The organism is Bacillus sp. S71 (assembly GCF_016625265.1).
GTDB lineage: Bacteria > Bacillota > Bacilli > Bacillales > Bacillaceae_G > Bacillus_A > Bacillus_A cereus.
On sequence record NZ_JACVUW010000008.1, the window covers coordinates 34,766 to 47,729 of the forward strand.

Genomic DNA, 12,964 nt, shown 5'->3' on the forward strand with positions numbered 1-12,964 from the left:
GCATAGATGAATTTAGAAACAATTATTGGTTTAGAGGTTCACGTTGAGTTAAAAACAAATTCGAAAATTTTCTCTGCGAGTCCAACAGAATTCGGAGCGGAGCCAAATACACAAACAAGTGTAATTGACTTAGGATACCCAGGGGTACTTCCTACTTTAAATAAAGAAGCAGTTAACTTTGCAATGAAAGCTGCAATGGCATTAAACTGTGAAATCGCAACGGAAACGAAGTTTGACCGTAAAAACTATTTCTATCCAGATAACCCGAAAGCTTACCAAATCTCTCAATTTGATAAGCCAATTGGTGAAAATGGTTGGATTGAAATCGAAGTAGACGGTAAAAAGAAACGTATCGGTATTACACGTCTTCATTTAGAAGAAGATGCTGGTAAATCAACGCATACAGCTGATGGTTCATTAGTAGACTACAACCGTCAAGGTATGCCTTTAATCGAGATCGTATCGGAGCCAGATATGCGTACGCCAGAAGAAGCATATGCATACTTAGAGAAGTTAAAATCAATCATTCAATACACTGGTGTATCTGATTGTAAGATGGAAGAAGGTTCTCTGCGTTGTGATGCGAACATTTCTCTTCGTCCAGTTGGACAAGAGAAGTTTGGTACAAAAGCGGAACTGAAAAACTTAAACTCATTCACTTACGTACAAAAAGGTCTTGAGCATGAGCAAGTGCGCCAAGAAAAAGAACTGTTATCTGGTGGTATCATCCAACAAGAAACACGTCGTTATGATGAAGCAACGAAGAAAACAATCTTAATGCGTGTGAAAGAAGGATCTGACGATTACCGTTATTTCCCGGAGCCAGACTTAGTTGAACTTTACATCGACGATGAGTGGAAAGAAGCAGTTCGTGCCTCTATTCCAGAACTTCCAGATGCGCGTAAAGCTCGCTACGTTGCAGAAATTGGCTTACCAGCTTATGATGCACACGTATTAACATTAACGAAAGAAATGTCTGATTTCTTTGAAGCAACTGTTGCAGACGGTGCTGATGCGAAATTAACATCGAACTGGTTAATGGGTGAAGTACTTGCATACTTAAACAAACAACAAAAAGAATTAAAAGACGTTGCATTAACGCCTGCTGGTTTATCTAAAATGGTTCAATTAATTGAAAAAGGTACAATTTCTTCTAAAATCGCGAAGAAAGTATTTAATGAATTAATTGAAAAAGGTGGAGACCCAGAAGAAATCGTTAAAGCGAAAGGTCTTGTTCAAATTTCTGACGAGGGTACACTTCGTAAAGTTGTAACAGAAATTCTTGATAATAATGAGCAATCTATCGAAGACTTTAAAAACGGTAAAGACCGTGCAATTGGCTTCTTAGTTGGTCAAATTATGAAAGCTACAAAAGGACAAGCAAATCCACCGCTTGTTAACAAAATCTTACTTGAAGAGATTAATAAGCGATAATAGTAGTGACTTTTAAAGATTAAGCAGAAAAACACCCATACATGGGTGTTTTTCTAGGTTAATCAAACGTTTGTTTAAATGAGACAAAATCGTTTAAACAAACGTTTGATTAACTGTCAAAAGTGGAAAAATGTTTGTATAGCAACTATGGTATGATAGTTGCAAAAAGGTGGGAATAATGATAAATCTAAACATAGAGGTTTTTTTCATCTCATGAAATAATAGATAGTTATTATTCGTTATATGTAAATTTTTATGGAAGAATGGATAGAAATAAAGTGAAACTTTAATCAGTAGGAGGTTCATCTAACACTGATTATTAGCCCTCACCAATCGGGCATTTACTGCCCGCAAATAGCGGGATAAATTTTTGGGTCAAATAAAAAAACCATTGAAATGAATATTTACTTTTGATGGACTACACGAATCGGGTTCTTACTGCCTGTTTGAGCGGGATAAAAGAAGGATAGCAAGATGAGAGGAGGTAGGCATGGGAATACTGAATAGAAGTTCAGTATGTTCTTTTTCGATACATAAAGAAATTTCCTGTGCTAATAAATGATGAAGCGAGCAAGAATTATTTATAATCCTACTTCTGGGCGTGAGCTATTTAAGAAGAGCTTACCAGAAGTATTACAAAAATTAGAACAAGCTGGCTATGAGACATCTTGTCATGCGACAACGGGTCCTGGAGACGCTACTGTGGCGGCGAGGCAAGCTGCGGATCGTAAGTTTGATGTTGTTATTGCGGCTGGTGGCGACGGTACGTTAAATGAAGTAGTAAACGGTTTAGTTGGGCATGAATTCCGTCCGAAATTTGGAATTATTCCAGTTGGAACGACAAATGACTTTGCACGTGCGATTGGTGTACCTCGTTCTATTGAAGAGGCAGCAGATATTATTTGCGAAGGAAAAACAGTGCCATTAGACCTTGGTAGAGCGAACGATACATATTTTATTAACATCGCTGGTGGCGGTCGTATTACAGAATTAACATACGAGGTACCGAGTAAGTTAAAGACAGTATTAGGACAACTTGCTTATTACCTAAAAGGTATCGAGATGTTACCATCATTACATCCAACATATGTTGAAATTGAGTATGATGGAAAATTACTACAAGAAGAAATTACAATGTTTTTAATTACGAATACTCGTTCAGTAGGTGGATTTGAAAAGGTAGCACCGTATGCATCTATTAACGATGGGTTATTTGATCTATTAGTACTGAAAAAAGGTTCTATCGCTGATTTGATTAAAGCAGCAACACAAGCACAACGTGGTGAACATATTAACAATCCAAAGGTGTTATACACACAAGCGAACCGAATTAAAGTACATTCACCAGATAAACTAATGATTAATTTAGATGGTGAGTACGGTGGAGATGCACCGATGGAATTCGAAAATATATATCATTGTTTAGAACTATTTGTTCCTGAACATCAAGAGGATGCCCTGTAAAGGCATCCTCTTTTACTTTGTTAAAATGAATTGTAAATTGGGAGTTAGTTTGATTTTTATGGTATTTTTACAATTCTTTTATTTTACATCCATATTTTATTGATACACTGGAGGAGATAAGAAACGAGAGGTAGGATGCTATGGAGAAGGTAAAAGCAATACTATTTGATAAAGATGGGACATTAATGGATTTTCATTCAATTTGGATAAAAGTAGCTGAAGAACTTGTAGCTGAATGTATAAGTTTATATCATTTACCAAGTACAATAGGGCAGACCTTATTAGAAGAGATTGGTGTAGAGGGAGCATTTGTTAATCCGAGGAGTGCAATAGCTGCTGGAACAAGCCTTGATGTAGCGAAGGGGCTTTGTAATTATATTGAGTCTGCTAGAGAAGAAGAGATGCATCAGTGGGTAAGTGAGAAGTTATTTTCCCTTATGTATGAGCATCGTTCGCATATGAAAATGACAGCGGATTTACCGAAAGTGTTACAGGCATTAAAAGATAAAGGATTTATATTAGGGGTTGTCACGGCGGATGATTTCGCACCAACAGAATTATTTTTAAAACAATATAAGTTGGAGAACTTTTTTGATTATATTATAGCCTCGGATACATTCCTTGCGCAAAAACCAGATAAAAAGATTATAGAAGTGTTTTGTGAGAAATTTAATTTAGAATCATGTGAGGTTGCGGTTGTTGGAGATACGCCAACTGATTTACATTTAGCTAAAAATGGCGATTGCTATGCAATTGGGGTGCTATCTGGTACGGGAGACCGTCCAACATTAGAACCACTTGCTGATTTAGTGTTAGATTCTGTTGGAGAGTTTATTTCTCAATCGGGTGAGTTTTTCTGGGAGAAAGAAAAGTCTAATGTGTAAGGAAAATAAGTCTATAAAGACTCTTAATGAGTCTTTATAGACTTATTTTTTATGCCTGGATACAAAGAATATAGGATAAATGCTAGAAAAGAAAGTTGGCATATATTTTGCAATAAGAAGAGAAAACAATGTAAAGAAAAGGATGGGGTACGCAATGAACACAAAAAAATTTGCTAAAGTAAATGAACAAATTCCAGGACCGAAAGCGGCATCTTTATTAGAACGCCGTCAAAATATAGTACCAAAAGGAGTAAGTAACGGCATCCCAACGTTTGTACAATCTGCAAATGGTGCTCTTGTAACAGATGTTGATGGCAATCAGTACATTGATTTTGCAGGAGCAATCGGGACAATTAACGTAGGGCATTGTCATCCAACGGTTAAAGAAGTGCTCCATAAACAAGTCGATCAATACATTCATACTGGATTTAATGTCATGATGTATGAGCCATATATTGAATTAGCAGAAAAGCTTGCGGCATTGGCACCAGGAAGTTTCGATAAGCAAGTCCTATTTTTAAATAGTGGTGCAGAAGCAGTTGAGAACGCGGTGAAAATCGCTCGTAAATATACGAAGAGACCTGGTATTATCGCATTTTCTAAAGGTTTCCACGGTCGTACATTAATGACAATGACGATGACAAGTAAAGTGAAGCCATATAAATTTGGGTTTGGTCCCTTTGCTCCAGAAGTATATAAAGCGCCATTTCCATACGAATACCGTCGCCCAGAGGGATTAACGGAAGAGCAGTATGATGATTTTATTATTGAAGAGTTTAAGAACTTCTTCATATCGGAAGTAGCACCAGAAACAATTGCAGCTGTTGTAATGGAACCTGTTCAAGGGGAAGGTGGATTTATCGTCCCAAGTAAGAAATTTGTTCAAGAAGTACGCCGCATTTGTTCAGAGAACGGCATCTTATTTGTAGCGGATGAAATACAAACAGGCTTTAGTCGTACAGGAAAATATTTTGCAATTGATCACTATGATGTCGTTCCAGATTTAATTACAGTGTCTAAATCATTAGGGGCTGGTGTACCGATAAGTGGTGTCATTGGACGTAAAGAAATTATGAATGAATCTGCACCAGGTGAACTTGGTGGAACGTATGCAGGAAGTCCATTAGGATGTGCAGCTGCATTAGCTGTTCTCGATGTAATAGAAAATGAGAAATTAAATGATAGAGCGATAGAATTAGGAAAAGTCGTAATGAACCGATTCGAAGAGATGAAAAATAAATATCATTGCATCGGTGATGTGCGTGGGTTAGGAGCAATGTGTGCATTTGAGGTCGTTCAAGATCGTAAGACGAAAGCACCTGACAAAACGTTAACGGCTAATCTATGTGCAGAAGCAAATAAGCGTGGGTTACTTTTATTATCAGCAGGAACGTATGGAAATGTTATCCGTGTGTTAATGCCTTTAGTTATTACAGATGAGCAACTTGAAGAAGGTTTAACAATAATTGAAGAATCATTGCAAGCTTGTTATGAGCAAACGAACATCGCTCGCGTTTAAAAACTGAAGTATAAATAGCAAACATTCTAGCTGACTCTATATTAAATGCAGAAAATTCACTTTATAATAAAGATAGTGAAGTGGATCGATGGATTTGAAGTTAGGGGTGGCTAGGATGGTTGCAGAAAAGGAACGAGTGTTAATGGATTTAAAAGATGTATTTGAATATGCGTTTGACGAAATTTTTGTTACAGATGAGCAAGGGATCGTTGTGCGTGTAAATAGTACATGTGAAAGGCACTACCAACTAGCTGCAGAAGAGTTAGTTGGTAAGCATGTAAAAGAACTACAAAAGGATGGAATCTTTTATCCATCAGCGACATTAGAAGTGATTGAAAAAAAGAGGCCAATTGAACTCGTTCAAACTACAAAATCAGGAGAGTATTTACACGTTCGTACAAGGCCTGTTTTTGATGATGAGGGAAATTTAAGAAGAGTGATTAGTTATTCTCGCGACCTTACTGAACTCTATCAATTACGTCAAAAGGTAGAGGAAATGGATAATCAGCTAAAAACATATAAAAAAGAATTAAGAGAAACATATGAGCATGAAGGACTTATTTTTAAAAGTCTAGCTATGCAAAAAATAGTCGATACAATCAAAAAAGTATCTGTAGTGGATAGTACTGTTCTCGTTTTAGGCGAGACTGGAGTAGGAAAAAGCCGATTAGTACGCCATTTACATGAAGTGAGTCACCGTAAGAATGAAAGTTTCTATGAAATTAATTGTGCGGCATTGCCAACTAATTTAATTGAATCGGAGCTCTTTGGATATTCAGGTGGATCTTTTACAGGTGCGAATCGTGAAGGGAAAAAGGGACTATTAGAATCCGCGCATAAAGGAACTCTTTTTTTAGATGAAATCGGTGAAATGCCGATTGAAATTCAAGCGAAGCTTTTGCAAGTATTGCAAGAAAAAACATTTCGTCCTATAGGCGGAAGAGAATTAAAAAAAGTAGATGTTCGAATTGTGGCGGCAACAAATAGAGATTTAAGCGAGATGGTGAAACAAGGAACATTTCGAAAAGATTTATACTATCGTCTGAATGTCATTCCAATTGCAATTCCCCCGCTTAGGGAAAGAACAGAAGATATTTTACCGCTTATTTATCATTACTTGCAGCACTTTAATAAAAAGTACGGACGTGATGTGAAACTAGCACCGGGTACATTACAAATGTTTGTCGGATATCCGTGGGAAGGAAACAATAGAGAGATAGAGAATGTAATTGAGAGAATTGTTATTACTGTCGATGATGTTGTAACGGTAGAGGATTTGCCACTCTCTATGCAAGAGGCTGCAGTTGAACAATCGGGGCAAAGCCTTTATAAAATGTTGGAAGAGGTAGAGAGAAATATTATTCTTAAAGCGTATAAAACGTATGGATCAAGTTATAAAGTGGCTGAGTTTTTGCAAATTAGTCAATCTGCTGCTACTAGGAAAATTAAGAAGTTCATAGAGGAGGAAGAAAACATTGGATAAAAAGGCGACTTTCGTAAGTATAGATAAAAAGGCGATGTATATAAATGGTGAGTGGATTACACTACAAGAACAAATTGAAGTAAATAATCCTGCGACGAAGGAAATATTTGCAACTGTACCAAAAGGCGGAGTAACAGAGGCAAAGCAAGCTGTTGATGCTGCGCATGAAGCTTTTAAAACGTGGTCTAAGTTAACGGCAGCAGATCGTGCCACGAAGTTAAAAAAGTGGTTTACGCTTATTGATGAAAATAAAGAAGAGATCGCAGCGATTATGACGAAGGAACAAGGAAAGCCGTTTGCAGAAGCGCTTGGTGAAGTAAATTATGCAAACAGTTTTGTTGAATGGTATGCAGAAGAGGGGAAACGCGTATACGGTGAAATGATTCCTGCTTCTCATCCGAATAAGCGCATTTTAGTTATGAAGCAACCAGTTGGCGTTATGGCAGCTATTACACCTTGGAACTTCCCAGCTGCTATGATTACGAGAAAGGTAGCCCCAGCGCTTGCAGCAGGCTGTACAGCCGTTGTGAAACCAGCAAGTCAAACGCCATTAACTGCATTGAAATTAGCTGAATTAGCCCATGAAGCAGATATTCCAAAGGGCGTAATCAATATCGTAACAGGTAGTGCAAAAGCAATTGCTGATACATGGATGAAAGATGGTCGCGTTCGAAAAGTGTCCTTTACAGGGTCAACGGAAATCGGGAAAGAGTTAATGGCTAGTGCGGCGCAAACGATGAAAAAAGTTTCGCTTGAGTTAGGGGGACACGCTCCGTTTATCGTAATGAATGATGCAGATTTAGATAAAGCAGTAGAAGCGGTGATTGGTTCGAAATTCCGTAATGCAGGACAAACGTGTATATGTACAAACCGAGTATTCGTTCAAGAAGAAGTATACGAAGTATTTGTAGAGAAGTTCCAAAAGTCAGTAGGGCAGTTGAAAGTAGGAGACGGTTTCGGTGACGGAACGACTGTCGGGCCACTTATTGATGAGAATGCAGTTTCAAAAGTACAAGAACATATTGAAGATGCTATTCAAAAAGGTGGAACAGTTTTATATGGTGGTCAAAAGGTCGCAGAGTTAGAGGGACATTTCATTCAACCGACTGTAATTGGGTTGGCAAATGATACGATGCTTTGTATGAATGAAGAAACATTTGGGCCAGTGGCACCAGTTGCGAAATTTAAAACAGTTGATGAAGTAATTGAACGTGCAAATAATACACCATATGGTTTAGCTGCGTATATTTTTACGAAAGACATTAGCCAAGCATTCCAAATTAGTGAAGCGCTAGAGTACGGTATTATTGGTCTAAACGATGGTCTTCCATCAGTTGCACAAGCACCATTCGGTGGATTTAAAGAAAGTGGTATCGGCCGTGAGGGAGGCCATTTCGGTATCGAGGAATATTTAGAAATTAAATATATTTCATTAGGACTATAAGTAGTATACTAGAATCTCTAAAAGGTAACAGAGAAGGAGATTCTAGTATGGTATATTGGCTATTATTACTTGTTACAATTATTTTTGAAGTAGCTGGAACAATCGCAATGAAACTATCAAATGGTTTAACAAAGCTCGTTCCAAGTGTACTTATTTTCGTATTTTATGGAATTTGTTTCAGCGTGTTTGCTATCGTCGTTAAAAAGATTCATTTAAGTATTGCTTATGCCATTTGGTCTGGCGTTGGAACGTTACTTATTACAATCATTAGTGTGTACTTTTTTAAAGAGCATATTAGCTTATTCCAAGCATTTTGTATTCTCTTTATTGTTTTGGGTGTCATTGGGCTTAAGGTTTCATCGGCATCATGAAAGCTATCTTTTGTAGAAGATAGCTTTTTTCTATTTGTGCAGTTAGCAATTAATACGACAAAATATGACAAGAAAGAGTAAAGCGTTTTGTTATGATACATATGAAATATTGTCTTATGTGGAGGAAAGAGTATGTTAAAAAAGGTAAGTCAAATTGTTTTAATTTTTGGCATAGCTTTTAGTTTAAGTGCTTGCACTGAGACTAAAGATAGTAATGAAAGTAAACAAGAAGATGTTCAAGATAAAGTGTATAAAATAGGGGAGACAGTAGACGTAGATGGTTTGCAAGTAACTATCGATTCAGTTAAATTAGGATATCCGGATTATGATGAGAATAAAAAGAAAGAGGAGATTTTGGGGATTATTTTCAAAGTAGAAAATAATAGTAAAAAGGAAATACCTTTTGCATTTTATGAATTTGAGATTACCGATAAGAAAGGTACAAGATTTAAAGAATATAATAACCCTGATAGCTTTATTAGTAAAAAGTTAGCACCAGATGAAAAAATTCAAGATATCATGCTATTTGACGTAGCGAAAGAAAATACGTATATCGCTACGTATAGACCGGAGTTTACGCATGAAAATAGAACGATAAAATTTGAATTGAAACCAAATAAATAAAGAAACACATTGGATTATCCAATGTGTTTCTTTATGGTAATAAATTTAAAACGCCCAGTTACCTTTACGGAAGATAGGCTCATGTCTGCCATCAGCAGTAATACCGTCAATATCAAGCTCAGCTGATCCAATCATGAAGTCGTTGTGTGTAATACTAGCGTTTGCGCCGTTTTCAGCAAGTTCTTCTTTAGACATTGTTTTTCCGCCAACTAAGTTAAATGCATAAGCATTTCCGATTGCAAGGTGGCAAGATGCATTTTCGTCAAATAGTGTATTGTAGAATAAAACATTTGTGTTTGAAATTGGTGAGTCATGAGGTACTAAAGCTACTTCTCCTAAGAAGTGAGAACCTTCATCTGTTTCTACTAAATGTTTTAAAGCTTCTTCACCAGCTTCAGCTTTATAGTCTACGATACGTCCGTTTTCAAATGTTAATGTGAAATTATCGATAATATTACCTGCAAATACTAACGGTTTTGTACTAGAAACTTGGCCGTTTACACCTGTTTTAAGTGGCATTGTAAATACTTCTTCAGTTGGAATATTAGCCATAAATGGTACGTTCTTTTCATTTAAGCTACCAGCACCAGCCCATACATGTTTTTCTGGAAGTTCGATTGTTAAATCTGTTCCAGGACCTGTATAGTGAAGAGCTTTATAATGCTTTTCGTTTAAGTAATCCACTTTTGTATGTAATGTTTCATCATGTTCTTTCCATGCTTCTACAGGATTTTCTAAATCAGCACGAGTAGCTTTGAAAATAGCATCCCATAACTTTGCTTCTTGTTCTTCTGGCGCTACGTCAGGGAATACTTTTGCAGCCCATTCTTTCGTAGGAACAGAAATTACACACCAGCTTACTTTATCGGCTTGTACGTAATCACGGTATACTTTCATCGCTTCTCCAGCTACTTTATGAGCTGTCGCGATACGTGTTGCTTCTACACCTTTTAATAAATCAGGGTTTTCTGCATAGATAGACATAAATGCAGCGCCTTCTTTTGCTAATTCTTCACGAGCATGTGCTTTCCAAGAAGGGAATTCAGAGAAAGCTTCTTCAGGAGCTAGATCGAACTTTAAGCGTGTTAACGTCTCATCATTCCAATCTACATATACGTGTTTTGCACCAGATTTATATGCTTTTTCTGTAACGAGGCGTACAAATTGTACAGCTTCAAGAGGTGCACTAATTGATAAAGTTTGTCCAGGTTGAATATTAACACCAACATTAACTGCAAGAGCAGCATATTTCTCTAACGTTTGTTCAAATGACATATGTATAATCTCCTTTAATTTGAAAGATTTCTTACTATATATAATACAAGAAAATTCTAAAAATATATATAAATATAAAGTAAAAAGAGAGCTCAAAATGTATTGAGCCCTTATATTTACTTAATTGAAGAAGCAAACTGCTCTACAGTCGTTGTATGGTGTATACGAACGCGCTTCATCTTTAACAATTCATCAGGTTCACCCTTCGTAATGAATTGCCCAGGCTTTGTCGTCGTCGCAAATTGATAATACTTCTTCGTTTCTGTAACAACCTTATCATCTACATGACCGAATGGATAAGCAATCGCGATAACAGGCTTACCTGTTATTTTTTCTAGTTTTTCTTTTGAACCTTTTAACTCTTCCTCATAGTTTGTAATTTTCGGTAAGTCTGCATGTGTTGCAGTATGAGATTGCACCGAGAAAATGCCGGAATCAACCATTTCTTTTATTTCAGAAGTAGACAATGCTCCTTCTACATCAACGTTATCAACAATCATATATTCTGTTGCTGCCGGTTTAAAAGTATCATCTTTTAGCTTTTGTAAAACGCGAAATGCATTCATATTATTTTTCATACCGTCATCAAATGTAACGAAAATCGGCTTATTTACTTTATTTATATCGCCCCAGCGTTCAAATGTTAAAAGCGTATAACCATTGTCTTTTAAATGTTTCATTTGTGCTTCAAAGTTAGCTGGTGATACGAATAAGTCTTTAATACCTTGACCATGATAATCATCAATTGCGTGATACATAAGAACAGGAACCTTTTGTTCGAAAGTAATAGTAGATTTCGTAAGCGGGATTGTTTTCCCATCTTCTTTCATTCCTGTTGCTTCAATTTGGAACTCACCGCGTTTTCCTTCAAATTCCTTTATATCAAAAGGAAGTGTGAATTGCTTCTCTTTTTCTTTAGAAGAAAAAGATTTAGCACTTTCCTTGCCATCAGCTGTGCGCCAAATTTTATATTGTACTTCATTTAAAGAATCTTTTATGTCTGTAATATGAATACTTGTGTTTGTAGATTCGTGTGTAACTGCATTATATGAGATTTTACCTTGTTTTTGCACAGTCTCTTCTTGATTCTTAATCCCTTGAGCCGTTTTCTCTTTTTTAGGTTCTAGACTTACATTGTTAGTATTACAGCCTGCTAGAATGGCAGACGTACATAAAGCAATTGCTGCGTATTTTCTCATAAAAATCACCTTCTATTGTGTAGTATGTTGCATATTGACATTAAAATCCCCACCGCTATAAGAGTGGTGGGGATATACCCTTGTTCATCATATCATTTGAAGAAAATGAGGGGAATATGATTTTTAGGAGGCTATTAAGGTAATAGATTAGTGACTTTGAATAGATGTATTTTTTTGTTTCTTATTAGAATTAATAATAATATAACCGACTACAAAGATAAGAGGAATAATGAAGACATAGATAGGCATTCCCCATACATAATAGCTTTTCAGCGTTAAGACTAGTAAATGTAAGAAATCGAAAATTGCGTGGGCTTTCATAATATCCTCCAATGGTTTTTTGAAAATTATAACATTTTAAACTTGTTATTTGTATAATTTGGAAAGTAATTTAAGCTAATTTTAAAGTAAGAAGAAGACTTATTGATATGCAATTTTGCATACAGATATAGATTTTATTAAAATATAAAGATTTTATACTATAATAAAAACCGCTATAAAACTAAGTAAGAATAATGTATGGAGTGGAGAATAGAAATGAAATATAAAAAAATAATATATATCTTTTTCATATCACTATTTATAGTTGGTTGCCAAAGTGAAGTGAGTAAAGCGAATAGTGTGGAAGAGTATATTCCATCGCATCTTATGAATGCGGAAGTGACGGCGGATATTATGACACTAGAGATGGATCGTGATACACGTAAAAAAGTAGAGGTTATTACTAAAAAGATGAGTGATCATGTAAAGAATGATAAAGAGTGGTACGTAAACTATATATCAGGGCATATAGATAAACAGGTGAAGCCGTATCATCCTAACTTTGGTATTACAGAAGAAGAATATAACTTTTTTAGAAACGCCGTTGAGAATAGTAGTTTATCTAATACAAGTGATGGAAAACTTCAATTTAAGCAAAAAAGTAACCATGAAATTGAAATTGTTTCAAGTAGAAACCTAGAACTATTCCAGCATCTGGTAATTGATACAGAGAAGAATATAATAAAAACTTCTTTTGGAGAATGTCAGTATGTTGGAGAAATAAAGCCATCTTCAGAAAAAAGAATATTAGGTCGAGTAAATGGCAAACAATGGATGTTACAAAAGGAAAATTTAATCTATTTATTCTCTTTAGGAAAGCTTGAAGGAGAAGATAAATCTGTTATGGTTATTTCAGTAAAAGGCATACACGAAGGAAAACTTATTAGTAACGAGGAAGTAGTCGAATTCCGTTCGATTTCATAAAGAATCAAAAAAATCACCTTAC

At 35.9% G+C, this 12,964-nt stretch carries 12 protein-coding genes; 9 read left to right on the forward strand and 3 right to left on the reverse strand.

Annotation, left to right across the window (positions count from 1 at the left end; genetic code table 11):
* Positions 1-6 precede the first annotated feature (6 nt).
* From gatB to IBT51_RS18035, 8 genes are all read left to right on the forward strand, one after another.
* A complete protein-coding gene (gene gatB / locus IBT51_RS18000; protein ID WP_001047683.1) occupies positions 7-1,434 on the forward strand; it encodes an Asp-tRNA(Asn)/Glu-tRNA(Gln) amidotransferase subunit GatB in 1,428 nt (475 codons plus the stop codon).
* 558 nt (positions 1,435-1,992) lie between these two features.
* Positions 1,993-2,898, forward strand: a complete 906-nt coding sequence (locus tag IBT51_RS18005) for a diacylglycerol kinase (protein ID WP_000977679.1) — start codon at positions 1,993-1,995, stop codon at positions 2,896-2,898.
* A gap of 140 nt (positions 2,899-3,038) precedes the next feature.
* Positions 3,039-3,782, forward strand: coding sequence for an HAD family hydrolase (locus tag IBT51_RS18010; protein WP_047792104.1), 744 nt, complete (start codon positions 3,039-3,041; stop codon positions 3,780-3,782).
* Positions 3,783-3,936: 154 nt separating this feature from the next.
* Positions 3,937-5,301: a 4-aminobutyrate--2-oxoglutarate transaminase gene (gene gabT, locus IBT51_RS18015; RefSeq protein ID WP_200458688.1), complete on the forward strand. Its 1,365-nt coding sequence runs from the start codon at positions 3,937-3,939 to the stop codon at positions 5,299-5,301.
* A gap of 115 nt (positions 5,302-5,416) precedes the next feature.
* The gene (locus tag IBT51_RS18020; RefSeq protein ID WP_053565389.1) at positions 5,417-6,784 is read left to right on the forward strand and encodes a sigma-54 interaction domain-containing protein; all 1,368 of its coding nucleotides are present in this window, start codon (positions 5,417-5,419) and stop codon (positions 6,782-6,784) included.
* On the forward strand, positions 6,777-8,228 hold the full coding sequence (gabD, locus tag IBT51_RS18025) for an NADP-dependent succinate-semialdehyde dehydrogenase (RefSeq protein ID WP_200458689.1): 1,452 nt from the start codon (positions 6,777-6,779) through the stop codon (positions 8,226-8,228). Before IBT51_RS18020 ends, gabD begins: the two co-directional genes overlap by 8 nt.
* A gap of 47 nt (positions 8,229-8,275) precedes the next feature.
* On the forward strand, positions 8,276-8,599 hold the full coding sequence (locus IBT51_RS18030; RefSeq protein ID WP_000263262.1) for a DMT family transporter: 324 nt from the start codon (positions 8,276-8,278) through the stop codon (positions 8,597-8,599).
* A gap of 132 nt (positions 8,600-8,731) precedes the next feature.
* Positions 8,732-9,223 (forward strand): DUF4352 domain-containing protein, encoded by a 492-nt coding sequence (locus tag IBT51_RS18035; protein ID WP_000915109.1) that lies wholly within the window; start codon positions 8,732-8,734, stop codon positions 9,221-9,223.
* Between the two features lie 45 nt (positions 9,224-9,268).
* Here the strand turns inward: IBT51_RS18035 and IBT51_RS18040 are convergent, their stop codons facing one another.
* The 3 genes from IBT51_RS18040 to IBT51_RS18050 form a co-directional block, all read right to left on the reverse strand.
* Entirely contained in the window at positions 9,269-10,498 is a 1,230-nt protein-coding gene (locus IBT51_RS18040; RefSeq protein WP_000007372.1) for an aminopeptidase, read from the reverse strand.
* Between the two features lie 116 nt (positions 10,499-10,614).
* Positions 10,615-11,697 (reverse strand): polysaccharide deacetylase family protein, encoded by a 1,083-nt coding sequence (locus IBT51_RS18045; RefSeq protein WP_200458690.1) that lies wholly within the window; start codon positions 11,695-11,697, stop codon positions 10,615-10,617.
* Between the two features lie 147 nt (positions 11,698-11,844).
* Positions 11,845-12,018 (reverse strand): hypothetical protein, encoded by a 174-nt coding sequence (locus IBT51_RS18050; RefSeq protein WP_000643592.1) that lies wholly within the window; start codon positions 12,016-12,018, stop codon positions 11,845-11,847.
* Positions 12,019-12,234: 216 nt separating this feature from the next.
* Between IBT51_RS18050 and IBT51_RS18055 the strand changes: the two genes are divergently transcribed.
* Positions 12,235-12,942, forward strand: a complete 708-nt coding sequence (locus tag IBT51_RS18055) for a hypothetical protein (protein ID WP_000875605.1) — start codon at positions 12,235-12,237, stop codon at positions 12,940-12,942.
* Positions 12,943-12,964 lie beyond the last annotated feature (22 nt).